Genomic DNA, 16807 nt, shown 5'->3' on the forward strand with positions numbered 1-16807 from the left:
CCCGCGGCGAGGAGTGCAGCGATGCCCAGAGGCGACAAATCCGCGTACACCGACAAGCAGCAGCGCCAGGCCGAACACATCGAGGAAAGCGAGCGCGATCAGGGCCGTTCCGAGGAGGCCGCCGAGCGCATCGCCTGGGCCACGGTGAACAAGCACAGTGGCGGCGGCAAGCGCAGCGGTTCGGGCCGCAAGAGCGCGAAGAAGACCGCGAGGAAATCGGCGAAGAAGGCCACGAAGAAGGCGGCGAAGAAGGGCGGCCGCAAGAGCGCGGCGAAGAAGGCCACGAAGAAGACGACCGGTCGCAAGACGACGAAGAAGGCCACGAAGAAAGCCACGAAGAAGACCGCTGGCCGCAAGACCGCGAAGAAGACCGCAAGGAAGGCCACGAAGAAGGCGACGAAGACATCCACCGGCGGACGCAAGACCGCGAAGAAGGCCGCGAAGAAGTCGGGTCGCACCTCGGCCTCGCGCAGCGCCGCGGCGAAGAAGGCCGCACGCACGCGCGCCCGCAAGCGCGCGGGCAATGGCGCCTCGCCGTGAGCGCCTCGCGCTGAGCGCGTCGTCCTGACAGGGCGCCGCGGCCCGCCTTCGGGCGGATCGCGGTGTCCGGTCGCGCAACCGCCATCACGTTCCCACGGCATGGGGCTGGCCGCGCCCGCGCGCGGTGGGCCAGAATCTGCGCCTCAAGCGATCCGGATCAATGGGGAGTCCGTCGTGCCGAAGTCCGTCCTGTCGAAGCCCGCGTTCGAATCCGGCGCGAATCGCCTGCGCCGCACGTTGCTGTGCGCCCTGCTCGCCGCCCTGCCCCTCGCGCAGGCCGCCGCCGAGGATGCGACACCGGCGAAGCCGCGCTCGATGCAGGAGATCCTCGACGCCTCGCGGCCGTCCGACTGGCGCACGCCCGAGAACAAGAACCTGCTGTACCTGGAACTCGAATCCGGCCGCGTCCTGATCGAACTCGCTCCCGGCTTCGCGCCCGCGCACGTGGCGAACATCCGCGCGCTCGCGAAGAACGGCTACTGGAGCGGCATGAGCATCAACCGCTCGCAGGACAACTTCGTCGTGCAGTGGGGCGATCCGGCGCAGGAGGAGAAGGACCGCAAGCCGCTCGGCCGCGGCGCGAAGGCGAAGCTGCCGGCGGAATTCGCGCGCAAGGCCAAGGGCCTGCCGTTCGACCGCCTGCCCGACGTGGATGGTTGGGCGCCGGAAGTCGGCTTTTCCGGCGGCTTCCCGGCCGGCCGCGATCAGACCGCGGACACCGCATGGATGGCGCACTGCTACGGCACCGTCGGCGCCGGCCGCGACATGGCCGCCGATTCCAGCAACGGCACCGAACTGTACGTCGTGATCGGCCAGTCGCCGCGCCAGCTCGACCGCAACATCACCGTCGTCGGCCGCGTGCTGCAGGGCATGGAACTGCTCTCGGTGCTGCCGCGCGGCACCGGTCCGCTCGGTTTCTACGAACAGCCGTCGCAGCGCACGCCGATCAAGGCGATCCGCCTGGCGTCGGACGTGCCGAAGAAGGAACGCGTCGGCATCGAAGTCCTGCGCACCGACACGCCGCTGTTCGCCGAACTCGTCGAAGCGCGCCGCAACCGCCGCGACGAGTGGTACAAGCACATGGCCGGCCACATCGACCTGTGCAACGTCCCCTTGCCCACCCGCGCGCCGCCGCCGAAGCCGGTGGCGGAGAAGAAGGCGAAGTCGAAGGCGAAGAAGAGGACGCGGACTTCGGCTGCGCGTGGGGGCGGGAAGGCGTAGGGCCTCGCGGTGTCGTTCGCCATTGCGGTGGTCGTGCGATTGCGGTCGGCGTTGTAAGAACCGAGGTGGTAGTTGTTGCGGTTGACGTTGACATCGACCTGCGGTTGACGTCGCGATCGAGGTTGCGGCTGAAGTTGCGTCGGCGTTGTAGCCCGGGCAAGCGAAGCGCACCCTGGGACGCGACCGCTTCTCCAACCCGGGTGAGCTTCGCTTACCCGGGCTACAAAGGCTGTTGCTGCTGCTTTCGAACAGCCCAACAGCCACCAGCGCCAAAGCACGCCGCACAGAATGTGCGGGCGGTGGCACTGAACCATGGATGGCGAAGGCGCGCGCCTTCGCGTGAATGACGGGTGGTTCACCGATGAAGGAGTGCCCATGAGTCACGAGCTTGCATCTCGACCTCGCCGGGCCACGATGAATCGGCTCGCCGACAACTCCACATCCCCACTCACCCACACCGCTCACTCATCCACACCACCGCTCAAGGCGGCGCCGTCCGCTCCACCACATCCTCCCCGCTCCCGACGCGCTCCCCACCCTCCCGCAGCGCATCGCGCTGGAACAGGCACATCCGCACCACGTCGTGGTAGCGGCCATCGCTGAAGAACTCCTCCGCCAGCACGCCTTCGCGGCGGAAGCCCGCGTCCTCGTAGATGCGGATCGCCCGCGTGTTGTCCACGTCCACCAGCAGGTACAGCTTGTAGAGATTGAGCACGCGGAACGCGTAGTTGATCGCCAGCCGCGTCGCCGCGCGCGCATAACCGCGACCCTGCTGGTCGGGCGAGATCATGATCAGGAATTCCGCGCGCCGGTGCAGGTGGTCGATCTCCACCAGCTCCACCAGCCCCACCCGTTCGTGCGCCGCGTCCTCGACGATGAAACGGCGCTCGGACTGGTCGTGGATGTGCTTGCGGTACAGCTCCTCCAGTTCGACGAACGACTCGTACGGTTCCTCGAACCAGTAGCCCATCACGCTGCGGTTGTTGTTCAGCACGTGGACGAAATGCAGGTCGCCGCGCTCGAGCGGGCGAAGGGTGACGCCGGGCACCGGGAGCTTCGCATTCATGACCGCCACCCTACTCCACGCACATGACGGCCGCACGCCGCGCCATCACACGGCCTTGCCCGGCCGCTCAATAGCCTGCCTGCAACCGGTCCAGTGATAGAAGGTTCCATGCCATGCCCCTGCTGCGCCTGCGCGTGACCGGCAGCGACGACGACGTCCGCGCCATCAGCAACCTGCTCACCAGCCTCGACGGCGTGGAGCACATCGAGGAAGTCGACGACCTGATGCCGCACATGGACGACGACGATTCCAGCTCCGCGGGCCTGCCCGACGACCAGGGCCCGGGGCAACACGCGCTGGAGATCGAAGCGCCGAACCAGTCCACCGCCAACCGCATCCGCGATGCGGTCGAAGCGCTCGCGTTCGACCTGGACGTGCTGGTGGAATTCGACAACGACGAAGCTTGAAGCCGCGGCTTCCTGAACCGGCGCATCCGCCACGTCCCAACCGCACGCGCGTCAGGCCAGGGGCACCGGCCGCAGCCGCCGCAGGTTGAAGCACACCCGCCACTGCCCCTGGTCGATCGCCACGAAATACGACGAGAACCGCCGCGCTTCCCGGACCAGCCACCGGTGCGTCGGCCAGGCGAACGCGCGCGAGGTCGATTGCGGCGCGCCATGCTCGGCGACCAGTTCGGCGATGGTGCGCGAGGTGAGTTCGACGCCGCCGATCATCGTGCCGCCGCCGAGCAGCAGCAGCACCAGCGCTTCCATCGGCTCGATGTCGTCCTCCGGCAACGCGTCCAGGCCGGCGAGGCCGTCGAATTCCCCGTTCTCGTCGTAGCCCTCGGGCACGTTCTCGTAGCGATAGCCGCAGCCGGTGCACTGGTGATGGCGCACCGGAGTGTCGGCAAGGCGCAGGCTGCGCACGGACGCGCCGCAGCGCGGACAGTACTCGCGATGTTGGGTGTACCGCATGCCGGCCGTCGTCCCTGTCGGAAAAGAAGGCATGGTCGGCAGAACGCGGGGGCGCTTGAATCGGACGGGTCCGAATTGTGCGGCGTCCGTGCCGATCGGCTCCGTCAGGGCATCGCCTCCAACGCGGCGACCACGCCCGGCAGGACCATGCGCATGCGTTTGTCGCTGGAGCGGTCGGCCTCGACGTACACCGCCTGCAGGAACGCGACCAGATCGTGCCGCCGCGCCAGCCACTGCGGATCCTTCCACGCCAGCGACGGATCGCCCAGTCGCGGCACGAGCGCGGTGAACCATTCCTTCCAGCCGGCCTCGTCGCGCACACCGCGCTGCGCGGCGTTGAGCACCGGCGCGGCCAGCCGCTGCGGCTCGCCGAACACGTAGGCCACGCCCGCGACCGGCACCGCCTGCGTCGCGATCGCATCCACGATGCGGTGCAGCTGCGGCGCATCCAGCGCCGGATTCAGCGTGAGCTGCATCAGCCAGTCCGCGCCGTTCGCGACGCCATGCCGCCAGCCTTCGCCGGGTTCGAAGCCGCGGTAGTCGCGCACCGATTCCAGATAGGTCAGCGCGCGCAGCACCATCGCCGTGCGCTCGGCGGGCGTCATCCAGGGCGATACGCGGTCGGTGCGCGCCACTTCCGCCAGCGCCAGCGCCGCGAACGGCCACGCATAGCCTTGCGGATCCGGCTCGCCGAGCATGGCGTACAGGCGATCGCGCACCGCGCGCAGCGTGGCCGGTGCGAGCTCGCCCTTGCGCATCCAGTTCGCCAGCGCCTCGAAGGCCAGTTCGTCGCGCAGGTGCGGATCGGCCGCGGCGAGGCAGTTGCCCAGCGCATACGCCAGCGTCGCGCGCTCGCCTGCATCGGGCACGACGAAACCGCCCTGGCGCAATGCATCCAGGCGTTCGACCGGCCAGCCGTCCGGCGGGCACGCGGGCGCCGCGAACGCGGGCGCGGTGGTTGCAAGGGCGAAAAGCAGCGTCAGGCAACGCAGCGACGAAAGGCGCATGGCTTGGGTTCCGTGGCGGGGTGCATCCGCGCGGACGGTGCGACCGTCCGGGGCCTGCGACTATGCCATCGCACCGCGCCCGCCCGCACCCGCCGAACGTCATCGCCGTCGCACCCGCGCGGGCCTATGATGCGCTCACGCGGCCGTCGGCCGACCTGCAATTCCCCGATGTCCGAAAAGAAATCCATCGAACTCTACGTGAAGCCCGCCGGCGGCTGGGACGCGCTGCGCAGTTCCTGGCAGGCGCTTCGCGAGCAGCAGGTCGTGATGAAGGGCGCCGGCACGCTGCTGCGCGCCAACCAGCCGCACGGCTTCGACTGCCCCGGCTGCGCGTGGCCCGACCGCAATCCGCATTCGACCTTCGAATTCTGCGAGAACGGCGTCAAGGCCGTCGCCAACGAGGCGACCTCGAAGCGCGTCACGCGCGGGTTCTTCGAACAGCACACCGTCGCGTGGCTGGACGAACAGGACGACCGTTTCCTCGAAGCGCAGGGCCGGCTGACCGAGCCGGTGGCCTACGACGCGACGAGCGACCGCTATCGCCCGATCGGCTGGAGCGAGGCGTTCGCGACGATCGCACGGGCGCTGAACGCGTTGGCCTCGCCGGACGAGGCGATTTTCTACACCTCCGGCCGCACGTCGAACGAAGCGGCGTTCCTGTACCAGCTGTTCGTGCGCGAGTACGGCACCAACAACCTGCCCGACTGCTCGAACATGTGCCACGAAGCCTCCGGCGTCGCGCTCACCGAGCAGCTCGGCAGCGGCAAGGGTTCGGTGACGCTGGCCGATTTCGAACACGCGCAGGCGATCTTCATCTTCGGCCAGAACCCCGGCACCAACCATCCGCGCATGCTCGGCGAACTGCGCACCGCGGCGAAGCGCGGCTGCCGCATCGTCGCGTTCAATCCGCTGCGCGAGCGCGGGCTCGAGCGTTTCGCGAACCCGCAATCGCCGACGGAGATGCTCGCCGGCGGCAGCACGCAGCTCGCCTCGGAGTACTACCAGCCGCGCATCGGCGGCGACCTCGCCGTCGCCACCGCACTGTGCAAGGTGGTCATCGAAAGCGGCGCGGTGGATCGGGATTTCATCGCCTCGCACACGCACGGCCACGACGACTTCGTGCGGAGCGTACTCGCGACGTCGTGGGATGCGCTGGAACGCGAATCGGGCCTGTCGCGCGCCGATCTCGAACACGCCGCGCGCACCTACATCGACAGCGACGCGACCATCGTCTGCTGGGGCATGGGCATCACCCAGCATCCGCGCAGCGTGGCGACGATCCAGATGCTGGCGAACCTGCTGCTGTTGCGCGGCAACATCGGCAAGCCCGGCGCGGGGCCGTGCCCGGTGCGCGGGCACTCCAACGTGCAGGGCGACCGCACGATGGGCATTTACGAACAACCTTCGCCCGCGTTCCTCGACCGGCTCGGCGCCGTGTTCGACTTCGCCCCGCCGCGCGCGCACGGCTACGACACGGTCGCCGCGATCGAGGCGATGTTCGAGCGTCGCGCGAAGGTGTTCTTCGCGATGGGCGGCAATTTCGCCGCGGCCACGCCCGACACCGCGCGCACGCACGAGGCGCTGCGGCGTTGCGAACTCACCGTGCACGTGAGCACCAAGCTCAACCGCTCGCACCTGGTCCACGGGCGCGATGCGCTGATCCTGCCGTGCCTGGGCCGCACCGAGATCGACCTGCAGGCCGCGGGCCCGCAGGCGGTGACGGTCGAGGATTCGATGAGCATGGTGCATCTGTCGTCGGGCATGAATCCGCCCGCGTCGGACCGCCTGATGTCGGAGCCGGCGATCGTCGCGCACCTCGCCGCCGCGACCCTGCCCGGCAGCCGCACGCCGTGGCCGTGGCTGGTGGAGGACTACGACCGCATCCGCGACCGCATCGCGAAGGTGATCGACGGCTTCGCCGATTTCAACGCGCGCGTGCGCACCGACGGCGGGTTCCACCTGCACCATCCCGGACGCGAGCGCGTGTTCCCGACGAGCAGCGGCAAGGCCGGCTTTTATCCGCACGCGCTGGACGAACGCGACGAACGCAGCGACGTGCTGCAGCTGATGACCGTGCGTTCGCACGATCAGTACAACACGACGGTATACGGCCTCGACGACCGCTATCGCGGCGTGCACGGGCTGCGCCGCGTGGTGTTCATCTCGCGCGCCGACCTCGAGCGCCTCGGGCTTCGCGACGGCGAACACGTCGACATCGGTACCGTCTGGCACGACGGCAGCCATCGCGTGGTGCGCGATTTCAGGCTGGTCGAGTACGACATTCCGGCCGGCTGCCTCGCCGCGTATTTTCCCGAGACCAACCCGCTCGTCCCGCTCGACCATCACGCCGAACGCGCGCGCACGCCGGCGTCGAAGTCGATCCCCGTGCGCCTGCACCGGAGCGCGCCCGCATGAGCGAGGACGCGGCGCTCGCGGTGCTGCGCCTGCTGCGCGAGGAAGACGGGCAGTCGATCCATCGCGTCGCCAAGCGGCTGCAGCTCGGATTGAGCGAGCTGCAGCGCGTCCTCGCCGCGCTGGGCGACGATCCGCGCTTCGGGCTCGATCTGGTCGAACGCCGGCAGGACGGCGAACGCACGTTGCTGTGGCTCACGCAGAAGGGCCGCCGGCTGGTGGACGCGGCATGAACGAACCGCTGCAACCGGTGCAGGCCCTGCGTTTGCGCGCCGATGATCGCGCGCCGCACGAGGATCGCGTGATCGTCGAAGCGCCCATCGCGCTGCTCTACAACGGCGAGCCGTTCGCCGTGATGATGGCGACGCCGGGATCGCTGGAGGATTTCGCGCTGGGGTTCGCGCTGGGCGAAGGCATCGTCGCGAACGCTTCGGAGTTCCGCCTCGTCGACGTGGTGCGGCACGCGCAGGGCATCGCGCTGCACGCGGCCATTCCGCAGGCGCGTTTCGATGCGCTCGGCGAACGGCGCCGCGCGCTCGAAGGCCGTAGCGGCTGCGGCCTGTGCGGCGTGGAAAGCCTGCAGGCGGCGCTGCGTCCCGTGCCGCGCGTGAGCTCGACGAAGCGCGTGGACGTGCAGACGATCCGCCTCGTCCTCGATGCGCTCGCCATGCAGCAGCCGCTGAACGCGCTCAGCGGCGGCGTGCATGCGGCCGGCTTCGCGCACGACGGCGGCCTGCTGGTGCGCGAGGACGTCGGCCGCCACAACGCGCTCGACAAGCTCATTGGCGCGATGGCACGCGAGGCGATCGCGCCCGATGCGGGATTCGTGGTCATCACCTCGCGCGCCTCGTACGAGATCGTGCACAAGGCGGCGACCGCCGGCATCGGCCTGGTCGTGGCGATCTCCGCACCGACGGACCTGGCCATCCGCACCGCCGACGCGGCGGGGATGACGCTGGCCGCGTTCGCGCGCGGGGATTCATTGAACGTGTACGCGCATCCGGAACGGATCGCGGCCTCGCGCTAGGCCGGCCACCAGCCAGATCCGGCAAGCCGCCGCCCACCCAAAGGCCCATGCGGAGCGGGCCGCGCAGGCGATATCCTCGGCCGACCGCGGTCCTGCCGCCTGATCCGAGCCGAAGAGAAGTCCATGCCCTCGTTGCGTCCCCATCTGCTTGCCGCCGCCATCCTGAGCGTCGGCCTCGCCGCCTGCCAGCCGCAGACCGCGCCCGCCGATTCGAAGACCACGGCCGCCGCACCGGCCTCCGATGCCGCGCTCGATGCGCGCTTCGCCGAAGTTTCCCAGCAATGGCTCGACGGCTGGCTGCGCCTGAACCCGGTGGCCGCCACGCAGATCGGCAAGCACGATTTCGACGGCGAGGTCGACGACCTGAGCGCCGCCGGCCGCCAGGCGCAGGTGGACTTCTCGAAGAAGATCCTGGCGCAGCTCGACGGCATCGATACCGCGAAGCTGTCGCGCGAGAACCAGATCGACGCGCTGATCCTGCGCAACCAGGTGCGCGGCGACATCTGGAACATCGAGACGCTGCAGAGCTGGGCGTGGGATCCGCAGGTGTACAGCGGCCTCGCCGGCGGCGCGATCTACAACCTGATGGCGCGCGAATTCGCGCCGATGCCGCAGCGCCTGAAGTCGGCGACCGCGCGCATGCAGAAGATCCCGGCGATCTACGCGCAGATGCGCGAGAACATCGATCCGGCGCGCGTGCCGAAGATCCACGCCGAAACCGTCGCCAAGCAGAACGCCGGCATCCTCAGCCTGATCGACACCTTCATCACCCCCAACGCCGACCAGCTGCAGGGCGAGGACCGCAAGGCGCTCGACGACGCCGTCGCGAACCTGCGCAAGGCCGTCGCCGAACAGCAGACCTGGCTCGACAGGACGCTGGTGCCGAACGCGAAGGGCGACTTCCGCATCGGCCAGAAGCTGTACGACGAGAAGCTGCAGTTCTCGCTGAATTCCTCGCTGTCGCGCGCGGAGATCAAGCAGCGCGCCGAAGCCGAACTCACCCGCGTGCGCGGCGAGATGTACGCCATCGCGCAGACGGTGCTGAAGGACAAGCCGAACGCGCCGGAGATGCCGGCCAATCCGTCGCCGGATCAGCAGCAGAAGGCGATCGAGGCGGCGCTGGAACTGGCCTACGCCGACAAGCCCGCGCGCGACCAGGTGGTGGATTTCGCGAAGAAGACGCTTGAGCAGGCGACCGATTTCACGCGCAAGCACGACCTGGTCACCGTGCCGAACGACCCGGTGAAGATCATCCTGATGCCGGAATTCCAGCGCGGGGTCGCGGTGGCGTACTGCGATTCGCCGGGCCCGCTCGACAAGGGCCTGGACACCTACTACGCGATCTCGCCGATCCCGGACGACTGGAGCGCCGAGCAGGTCGATTCGTTCCTGCGCGAATACAACAGCCGCATGATCCACCTGCTGTCGATCCACGAGGCGATGCCGGGCCATTACCTGGAAGGCGCGCATTCGGTGAAGTCGCATTCCACGCTGCGCTCGGTGCTGCGCTCGGGCCTGTTCGCCGAGGGCTGGGCGGTGTACACCGAGGACATGATCGCCGACGCCGGATATCTCGATAACGATCCGCTGTTCCGCCTGGTGCAGCTGAAGTTCTACCTGCGCACGATCGCCAACGCGATCCTCGACCAGGGCGTGCACGTGGACAACTGGACCCGCGAGCAGGCGATGGAGCTGATGACCACGCAGGCGTTCCAGCAGGAGCGCGAGGCGGCCGGCAAGTGGGTGCGCGCGCAGCTGACCAGCGCGCAGCTGCCGACGTACTTCGTCGGCGCGCAGGAACACTTCGACATGCGCAAGGCGGTGGAAGCCAGGCTCGGCGACACGTTCAACGCCAAGGCCTACCACGACCAGGTGCTGAGCTACGGCGCCCCGCCGGTGCGGTTCGTGCGCGAGATGATGCTGGACGAGCCGATCAAGTGACGTGCCGGCGCGTGGCCGCTCTTGCGGCCACGCCTTTGCCGGACCGTCATCCCCGCGAAGGCGGGGACCCAACCGTTCGACGTAATCGCGTTCAGGGCCGCGGCTGCTTGCAGTCGCGGCTCTTTATTGCGACATTGGCGAAAGCCGGCACCCAGGCCGTCGGTGCATCCGAGTCGATGCTGTCGTCCGCGTAATCCCGCATGCCGCTCTTGTAGCCCGGGCAAGGCGAAGCCGCACCCGGGGTCTTCAGCGATCAACGACGCGGCGACCGGATCGCGAGACAAACCCCGGATGCGCTTCGCTTATCGGGCTACAAAAGCTCAGCGCGACCGCCCATCGAAATGCACCACCTTCAGCGACGCCGGCTCCACGCCTTCCAGGCAACGCGCATTGATCGCCACCATCGGCGTGCCATCCGGCATCTGCCCTTCGGTGAACGGCGAGATCCCGCACTCCGGGCAGAAGTGGTGCTGAAGTTTGTGCGTGTTGAAGGTGTAGGTGCGGTAGTTCGACTCGGGCGTCTTCAGCTCGAACGCCGTGCGCGGCACGAACCACAGCAGGCCGCCGCGCTTGCCGCACAGCGAGCAGTTGCAGTCCAGGACCTGCTCGATCTCGCCTTCGACCTCGTAGTCGATCGCGCCGCAATGACAACCTCCGCTGTAACGGGCCATGCGCTGTCCTCCGTCGGAAAGCGCCGATTGTGCCCCACTCCCCGTCCGTCCGTCGTGCGCGGGGCGACATCGGCTTAACCCGTCGGCGCTATGCTTCGCCACCGCACCTGCACCTGGACGATCCATGGAACTGTTCGAAGAGCACCCGCGCCCCGTCGATGGCATCCGCGTCGGCATCGGCGGATGGACCTTCGCGCCGTGGCGCGACAACTTCTATCCCAAGGGCCTGGTGCAGCGCCGCGAGCTGGAATACGCCAGCCGCAGGCTCACCGCCATCGAGGTCAACGGCACCTACTACGGCGCGCAGAAGCCGGCGACGTACGCCAAATGGGCCGCCGAAACGCCGGAGGGATTCGTGTTCTCGGCAAAGGCGCCGATGCGGATCATGCAGTCGCGCGCGCTCGCGAAGACCGGCCCGCAGATCGAGGATTTCCTCGGCGGCATCGCCTCGCTCGGGGACCGGCTCGGGCCGATCGTGTGGCAGTTCGATGCCAACCAGAGGATCCAGCGCGAGAGCTTCACCGCGTTCCTCTCGCTGCTGCCGTCGAGCGTCGAGGGCCGCCCGCTGCGCCACGTGCTGGACGTACGCGATCCGGACTTCGTCGATGCCGATTACGTCGCGCTCGCGCGAAGGCACGGCATGGCGACGGTGTTCACCGATTCGGACGAACACCCGTCCTTCGCCGACGTCACCGCCGATTTCGTCTATGCGCGGCTGATGCGTTCGCGCAGCGACGTGCCGACCGGCTACACGGACAGCGAGCTGTCGATGTGGGCCAGGCGCGCGCACGAATGGGCCGAGGGCGGGCAACCCGATGCGCTGCCGACGCTGTCGAAGGAGGCCGCGCCGAAGCGCAGGCGCGACGTGTACGTGTTCTTCATCAGCGCGGCGAAGGAGCGCAACCCGGCGGCGGCGATGGAGCTGATCGGGCGGCTGTGACGATCCTGCGGCTCCTGTAACGCCCGGACGCGGATCGCCCCGCGCCACGCTTCGCCGCACAAACCCCGCGCTTCACCGCAAACCCCGACAGGGGACCATGTCGGATGGCACTCCCCTGCGCGCGCTCTCGACACTATCAACGTCAGAATCGTGCTTCCCCTTCGCCGTGAAGAGAGAGACCGCCATGACCAGCCGTCGCGAGTTCATCTCCACCGCCACCCTGGCCGCCGCCGGCGTCGCACTGGCGCCGCTCGCCGCGTGCAGCCAGGAGCGCGCCGCCCCGGCCGCCGCGAACACCGCGCCTGCGAAGCCGTTCAGCGGCACGCTGATCACGCGGCCGATTCCCTCCAGCGGCGAGAAGATCCCCGTCATCGGCATGGGCACGTCGGGAAGCTTCGAGGTCGGCGCCGACGCCGGCGAGCGCGCACCGCTGCGCGACGTGCTGGAAGCCTTCGTCGGCGCGGGCGGAAAACTCATCGACACCGCACCCACCTACTCCACCGCCGAGGACGTGCTGGGCGATCTCATCGCGCAGACGAACACGCGCGGGAAGCTGTTCATCGCGACCAAGCTTTCCGGCGTCACCGGGCGCGATGAAGGGCTCGCGCAGTTCAACGACACGCTGCGCCGCCTGCGCACCGACCAGGTCGAGCTGCTGCAGGTGCACAACCTGCGCGACACCGCGACGCAGATGGCGTTGATCCGCGAACTCAAGCAGCAGGGAAAGACGAAATACACCGGCCTCACGCATTACCGCGAGGACGGCCAGGCGCAGCTCGCCGACGAGATGCGCAAACACAAGCCCGATTTCATCCAGATCAACTATTCGCCCGTGTCGCGCGGCGCCGAGCAGACGGTGTTCCCGCTCGCGCAGGATCTGGGCTGCGCGGTGATGATCAACCGCGCCTTCGAGGACGGCCGGCTGATCTCGCAGGTGCGCGACAAACCGCTGCCGCCGTGGGCGAATGAGGTTGGCGCGGATTCGTGGGCGCAGCTGTTCCTGAAGTTCGTGCTGAGCCATCCGGCGGTGACGGTGGTGATTCCCGCGACGTCGAAGGTGAAGCACCAGGTCGACAACCTGCGTGCGGGCACGGGCGCGCTGCTGGACGCGAAGCAGCGCCAGGCGCTGATCGCGGCGCTGGCCTGAGCGCGGCGGCGGCATGGACTGGCGAGCGCGCATCGCACGCACCTTCGGCATCGCCGAGGGCGAAGCACAGCCGGTGCTGACCGGCGCCACGCTGTTCTTCGTGATGTTCGCCGGCTATTTCATGTTGCGGCCGGTGCGCGAAACGATGGGCGTCGCCGGCGGCGTGGACAACCTGCAATGGCTGTTCACCGGTACGTTCCTGGCGACGCTCGCGGCGATGCCGCTGTTCGGCTGGATCGCGTCGAAAGTGCCGCGCCGGCGCATCCTGCCGTGGACGTTCGGCTTCTTCGCGGTGAACCTGGCGCTGTTCGCGATCGCGTTCCAGCGCGATCCGGAGAACGCGTGGATCGCGCGCACGTTCTACATCTGGATCTCGGTGTTCAACCTGATCGCGATCTCGGTGATCTGGAGCGTGTGCGTCGACCTGTTCCCCAGCGCGCAGGCCAAGCGCCTGTTCGCGCTGATGGCCGCCGGCGCGAGCCTGGGCGGACTGGTCGGGCCGCTGCTGGGCATCGCGCTGGTCGGCCCGATCGGACACGCCGGCCTGCTGTGGCTCGCGGCGGCGCTGCTGCTGGTGGGCATCGGCATCGCGCGCCACCTGCAACGCTGGCGCGACGCGCAGCCGGTACGGGACGAACTCACCGCGCAGGCGCGCGCCCGGCCGCTGGGCGGGCATCCCTTCGCCGGCGTCACGACGGTGCTGCATTCGCCGTACCTGCTCGCCCTCTCGCTGTTCGTGCTGCTGCTGGCGAGCGTGACCACGTTCCTGTACTTCGAACAGGCGCGACTGGTGGAGCTGAAGTTCCCCGATCGCGAGGATCAGACGCGCGTGTTCGGCACGATCGACGCGATCGTGCAGAGCCTGACCATCCTCTCGCAGTTGTTCATCACCGGCCGCCTGGTGCAGCGCCTGGGCCTCGCGGCGCTGCTGGTGATGGTGCCGGTGGTGATGATGCTGGGCTTCGTGTGGCTGGCGTTCGCGCCGACCTTCGCGGTGCTGGCGGTGGTGATGGTGGTGCGGCGATTCGGCGAATACGCCTTCGTGCGGCCGGGCCGCGAGATGCTGTTCACCGTCGTGCCGATCGAAGCGAAGTACAAGGCGAAGAACTTCATCGATTCGGTCGTGTATCGCGGCGCCGATGCGGTGAGCGGCTGGGCGAAGGCGCTGATCGACATGCTCGCGCAGCAGCCGGCGATCGCCGCGCTGCTGGGTGCGGCGATCGCGCTGGCATGGGCGCTGACGGGTGCCGGGCTGGCGCGGGCGCATTCGCGCGTTGCGGAGAAGGATGCGCTGCCGAAGGGGATCGATGTGGCGGGTGAGGGGATTCGGCGCTGAGGATTGCGTTGTCGCAGAGCTTCGTTCCAGCCGGGATGACGGTGAGGTAGCGGGCCGGTGCGGGCGTGCCCGCGCGTCATCACCGCAACCGCGCCATCGCCCGCACCGGAAACGTCCCCGCTCCGCGCACCTTCGGCGGCATCGCGCTGAACTCGAAGCCCTCGTCGGGCAATGCGCCCAGGTTGCACAAATGCTCGACGATCAGGATGTCCGCGCCGAGCAGCACCGAATGCACCGGACGCGACTTGCCGCTGGTGTCGTCGATGTTCATCGAATCGATGCCGACGAGCCGGACGCCGCAATCGCGCAGGTACTCCGCAGCATCCTGCGTGAGGAACGGATGCTCCACCGCGTACGAGGCCTCGCGCCAGTACGCGTCCCAGCCGGTGTGCACCAGCACCGCGCGACCGCGCAGCTCGCGCTCGCGGAACCAGGAGGCGTCGATCGCGCGCACCTGCCGGTGGTCCGCGCGGATCACGATCGCGTCGAGATCGCAGAACGCCTCCGGCCCGATCTGCGACAGGTCGTGCCCGTGTTCGTAACGATGGAACGGGCAATCCAGGTACGTGCCGGTGTTGGCGACCATCTCGATCCTGGCGATCTGGAATTCGGTGCCCGCCTCGTACACCTCACGCGACTTCCCGCGGCTGAGGTAATCGCAGATGCGCGCCGCGGGCAGGCCGGGATACGTGACCAGCCCATCCTCGATGACGTGGCTGAGTTCGAAGTAGCCACGGCGCGCGGGCGCGTCCTGCGCCTTGCGCTTGTGCGGCTCGACGATGATCTTCCTGTTGAGGATGCGCGCGGGGCCGACCATCAGCAGCCGCAGGTCGCGCACGATGTAGTCGACGAGCGCGGCGTCGTCGATGTCGTCGCCGTCGATGTCCAGGCGGAAGTCCTGCCCCTGGATGCCACCGCCGTTGGTGAACTCGATTTCGAAGTCGAAGACGACGCGTTTTTCGGTCATGGCTCATACCGCCGCGAAATGAACTCCCACTCCTGCGAATGCAGGGGTGAGGAGGAAGGTTTGCGCCCCAGTGGCGCGCGTCCCGACGATGGCCATCGGACCATGCCCGATGGCCGCGGGGCCGGGAAGGGATGCACAGCGCGGGTGCCTCGACGCAAGCATCAGCATCGCTGCATCGCACGCCCTACCCTCACCCAACCCCTTTCCCGACGGGAGAGGGGCCAGAACCATGCTCACCGGGAAGCACGCTGGCTGAACGCCACGCTCCCCAGGATCATCGCCCCGGCGATGCCCATCTTGATCGTCAGCGGCTCGTCCAGCAGCAGCCACGCCCACGCGACGCCGAACACCGGGATCAGGTACGTCACGGTCGACGCGCGGCTCGCGCCGATGCGGGCGATCAGCCGGTAATACATGACGAACGCCAATCCCGTGCAGACCACGCCAAGCATGCCGGCGGAGAACCATGACTTCATCGGGATCGGGTTCGTCGGCCAGTACGCGATGGCGAACGGCAGCGTCAGCAGCGCCGAGGCGCCCAGCGTCGCCGACGCGACCGCCGCCGGCGGCAGCCCGGTCAGATGACGCCGCACCAGGTTGATGCCGATGCCGTACAGGAACGACGCCGTCGCGCCCGCCGCCACCGCCCAGCCGACCTGGTCGCCGCCGGCGGTCTTGTCGCCGGCCAGCACGACCACGCCGAGGAAACCGGCCACCAGCGCCACCGCGCGACGCGCGCCGATCTTCTCGTGGAAGAACAGGAAGCCCACCAGCGCGGTGAACAGCACGGTCATCGCATTGGCGATCGCGCCGATGCCGGCCGGCGCACGCTGCGCGGCCCAGGCGAACAGCAGGAACGGCACGGCCGAGTTGATCGCGCCGATGATCGCCAGCTTCGGCCACAGCCGCAGCGGGAACTGCGCGCGTGCGCGCCACAGGAACGGCAGCAGCACGAGCGAGCCCAGCGCCAGGCGCACTTCCACCAGCGCCAGCGCGCCGAAGTCCTTGGCGGCCACGCGCATGAACAGGAACGAGGCGCCCCAGATCGCGCCCAGCAGCGCCAGTTCGAGCGGGGTGAGCCAGCCGCGTTCGCGCGAGTCGGGCAGTGCGGGAGCGGTCACAGCGGTGTTCATCGCAAAACCTCGTGGGGTGAGGATGTCGGACGCGGGGTCAACCCTGCGTGGGGTGGTAGCAGTGCGCGATCGATTCCGGGCTGCCCCCGGCGGCCAGGAACGCGGCGTCGCCCAGGTTCAGGCCGATCAGGCGCACGCCGGTTTCGGTGTGCGGGCGGTGCCGGCTGTCGGGCGCGAAGTACACGTAGGTGCCCGGGCCGAAGCGCGCGTCGCCTTCGATCACCTCGCCTTCGATGACGTAATACGACTCGCCCGTCTCGTGGTGGTCGAACACCGGCCACTGCGCGCCCGGCGCCATGTCGACGATCCACACGCGCACGCCGGGGCCGGCGGGAAGGTCGCGGCGCGTGCAGCCTTCGCCTATTTCGAGCGCGGGGATCGCGTCGACGTTCCAGGCCTGCATCGGCACGGGCGCGGCGACGCGTTGGATGGCCTCGGCCTCATACGCGGTGTCGTCGAAGGCGATGTCGTTTCGGTCCATG

At 68.7% G+C, this 16807-nt stretch carries 16 protein-coding genes and 1 pseudogene; 10 read left to right on the forward strand and 7 right to left on the reverse strand.

The features are described from left to right. The first annotated feature begins 21 nt into the window (after positions 1–21). Entirely contained in the window at positions 22–540 is a 519-nt protein-coding gene (locus I4U41_RS11290) for a hypothetical protein (RefSeq protein ID WP_206861207.1), read from the forward strand. 174 nt (positions 541–714) lie between these two features. Further along, positions 715–1674: pseudogene (locus I4U41_RS11295) on the forward strand (peptidylprolyl isomerase); the annotation flags it as partial. Between the two features lie 568 nt (positions 1675–2242). Here I4U41_RS11295 and speG read toward each other — a convergent pair. Further along, positions 2243–2827, reverse strand: a complete 585-nt coding sequence (gene speG / locus I4U41_RS11300; protein ID WP_242525124.1) for a spermidine N1-acetyltransferase — start codon at positions 2825–2827, stop codon at positions 2243–2245. Between the two features lie 113 nt (positions 2828–2940). Here speG and I4U41_RS11305 point away from each other — a divergent pair, with 113 nt between their 5' ends. Next, the gene (locus I4U41_RS11305) at positions 2941–3234 is read left to right on the forward strand and encodes a hypothetical protein (RefSeq protein WP_206861209.1); all 294 of its coding nucleotides are present in this window, start codon (positions 2941–2943) and stop codon (positions 3232–3234) included. Between the two features lie 51 nt (positions 3235–3285). Here the strand turns inward: I4U41_RS11305 and I4U41_RS11310 are convergent, their stop codons facing one another. Further along, positions 3286–3744: a hypothetical protein gene (locus I4U41_RS11310; RefSeq protein ID WP_206861210.1), complete on the reverse strand. Its 459-nt coding sequence runs from the start codon at positions 3742–3744 to the stop codon at positions 3286–3288. Positions 3745–3848: 104 nt separating this feature from the next. Next, positions 3849–4751 (reverse strand): DUF2785 domain-containing protein, encoded by a 903-nt coding sequence (locus tag I4U41_RS11315; protein ID WP_206861211.1) that lies wholly within the window; start codon positions 4749–4751, stop codon positions 3849–3851. 168 nt (positions 4752–4919) lie between these two features. Between I4U41_RS11315 and I4U41_RS11320 the strand changes: the two genes are divergently transcribed. From I4U41_RS11320 to I4U41_RS11335, 4 genes are all read left to right on the forward strand, one after another. Then, positions 4920–7166 (forward strand): FdhF/YdeP family oxidoreductase, encoded by a 2247-nt coding sequence (locus I4U41_RS11320; protein ID WP_206861212.1) that lies wholly within the window; start codon positions 4920–4922, stop codon positions 7164–7166. Continuing rightward, positions 7163–7396 (forward strand): hypothetical protein, encoded by a 234-nt coding sequence (locus I4U41_RS11325; protein ID WP_206861213.1) that lies wholly within the window; start codon positions 7163–7165, stop codon positions 7394–7396. Before I4U41_RS11320 ends, I4U41_RS11325 begins: the two co-directional genes overlap by 4 nt. Continuing rightward, the gene (fdhD, locus tag I4U41_RS11330) at positions 7393–8190 is read left to right on the forward strand and encodes a formate dehydrogenase accessory sulfurtransferase FdhD (protein WP_206861214.1); all 798 of its coding nucleotides are present in this window, start codon (positions 7393–7395) and stop codon (positions 8188–8190) included. The genes I4U41_RS11325 and fdhD overlap by 4 nt, the downstream gene beginning before the upstream one ends. A 132-nt stretch (positions 8191–8322) precedes the next feature. Further along, positions 8323–10131 (forward strand): DUF885 domain-containing protein, encoded by a 1809-nt coding sequence (locus tag I4U41_RS11335; protein ID WP_206861634.1) that lies wholly within the window; start codon positions 8323–8325, stop codon positions 10129–10131. Positions 10132–10451: 320 nt separating this feature from the next. On the opposite strand, the gene I4U41_RS11340 is transcribed toward I4U41_RS11335, so the two are convergent. Then, positions 10452–10802: a GFA family protein gene (locus tag I4U41_RS11340; RefSeq protein WP_206861215.1), complete on the reverse strand. Its 351-nt coding sequence runs from the start codon at positions 10800–10802 to the stop codon at positions 10452–10454. A 124-nt stretch (positions 10803–10926) separates the two neighbouring features. Here I4U41_RS11340 and I4U41_RS11345 point away from each other — a divergent pair, with 124 nt between their 5' ends. The 3 genes from I4U41_RS11345 (at position 10927) to I4U41_RS11355 (ending at position 14225) form a co-directional block, all read left to right on the forward strand. After that, positions 10927–11742, forward strand: a complete 816-nt coding sequence (locus tag I4U41_RS11345; RefSeq protein WP_206861216.1) for a DUF72 domain-containing protein — start codon at positions 10927–10929, stop codon at positions 11740–11742. A 184-nt stretch (positions 11743–11926) separates the two neighbouring features. Beyond that, the gene (locus I4U41_RS11350; RefSeq protein ID WP_206861217.1) at positions 11927–12889 is read left to right on the forward strand and encodes an aldo/keto reductase; all 963 of its coding nucleotides are present in this window, start codon (positions 11927–11929) and stop codon (positions 12887–12889) included. A gap of 13 nt (positions 12890–12902) precedes the next feature. After that, complete coding sequence (locus tag I4U41_RS11355) at positions 12903–14225, forward strand: NTP/NDP exchange transporter (protein WP_206861218.1); 1323 nt, start codon at positions 12903–12905, stop codon at positions 14223–14225. A gap of 79 nt (positions 14226–14304) precedes the next feature. On the opposite strand, the gene I4U41_RS11360 is transcribed toward I4U41_RS11355, so the two are convergent. The 3 genes from I4U41_RS11360 to I4U41_RS11370 all read right to left on the reverse strand — a co-directional run bounded on the left by I4U41_RS11360 (position 14305) and on the right by I4U41_RS11370 (position 16806). After that, positions 14305–15192: a cyclase family protein gene (locus I4U41_RS11360; protein WP_206861219.1), complete on the reverse strand. Its 888-nt coding sequence runs from the start codon at positions 15190–15192 to the stop codon at positions 14305–14307. Between the two features lie 233 nt (positions 15193–15425). Further along, positions 15426–16325, reverse strand: a complete 900-nt coding sequence (locus I4U41_RS11365) for a DMT family transporter (RefSeq protein ID WP_206861220.1) — start codon at positions 16323–16325, stop codon at positions 15426–15428. 37 nt (positions 16326–16362) lie between these two features. Beyond that, the gene (locus I4U41_RS11370; RefSeq protein WP_206861221.1) at positions 16363–16806 is read right to left on the reverse strand and encodes a cupin domain-containing protein; all 444 of its coding nucleotides are present in this window, start codon (positions 16804–16806) and stop codon (positions 16363–16365) included. Position 16807: the final 1 nt, after the last annotated feature.

Source organism: Lysobacter changpingensis, assembly GCF_017308985.1.
GTDB classification, from domain to species: domain Bacteria; phylum Pseudomonadota; class Gammaproteobacteria; order Xanthomonadales; family Xanthomonadaceae; genus Lysobacter_J; species Lysobacter_J changpingensis.

Coding starts and splice junctions, on each gene's coding strand:
- I4U41_RS11340 (WP_206861215.1), bottom strand. CDS start 10,802: ATGGCCCGTTACAGCGGAGGTTGTCATTGCGGCGCGATCGACTACGAG.
- I4U41_RS11305 (WP_206861209.1), top strand. CDS start 2,941: ATGCCCCTGCTGCGCCTGCGCGTGACCGGCAGCGACGACGACGTCCGC.
- I4U41_RS11315 (WP_206861211.1), bottom strand. CDS start 4,751: ATGCGCCTTTCGTCGCTGCGTTGCCTGACGCTGCTTTTCGCCCTTGCA.
- I4U41_RS11355 (WP_206861218.1), top strand. CDS start 12,903: ATGGACTGGCGAGCGCGCATCGCACGCACCTTCGGCATCGCCGAGGGC.
- I4U41_RS11360 (WP_206861219.1), bottom strand. CDS start 15,192: ATGACCGAAAAACGCGTCGTCTTCGACTTCGAAATCGAGTTCACCAAC.
- I4U41_RS11350 (WP_206861217.1), top strand. CDS start 11,927: ATGACCAGCCGTCGCGAGTTCATCTCCACCGCCACCCTGGCCGCCGCC.
- I4U41_RS11290 (WP_206861207.1), top strand. CDS start 22: ATGCCCAGAGGCGACAAATCCGCGTACACCGACAAGCAGCAGCGCCAG.
- fdhD (WP_206861214.1), top strand. CDS start 7,393: ATGAACGAACCGCTGCAACCGGTGCAGGCCCTGCGTTTGCGCGCCGAT.
- I4U41_RS11345 (WP_206861216.1), top strand. CDS start 10,927: ATGGAACTGTTCGAAGAGCACCCGCGCCCCGTCGATGGCATCCGCGTC.
- I4U41_RS11320 (WP_206861212.1), top strand. CDS start 4,920: ATGTCCGAAAAGAAATCCATCGAACTCTACGTGAAGCCCGCCGGCGGC.
- speG (WP_242525124.1), bottom strand. CDS start 2,827: ATGAATGCGAAGCTCCCGGTGCCCGGCGTCACCCTTCGCCCGCTCGAG.
- I4U41_RS11310 (WP_206861210.1), bottom strand. CDS start 3,744: ATGCGGTACACCCAACATCGCGAGTACTGTCCGCGCTGCGGCGCGTCC.
- I4U41_RS11365 (WP_206861220.1), bottom strand. CDS start 16,325: ATGAACACCGCTGTGACCGCTCCCGCACTGCCCGACTCGCGCGAACGC.
- I4U41_RS11325 (WP_206861213.1), top strand. CDS start 7,163: ATGAGCGAGGACGCGGCGCTCGCGGTGCTGCGCCTGCTGCGCGAGGAA.
- I4U41_RS11370 (WP_206861221.1), bottom strand. CDS start 16,806: ATGGACCGAAACGACATCGCCTTCGACGACACCGCGTATGAGGCCGAG.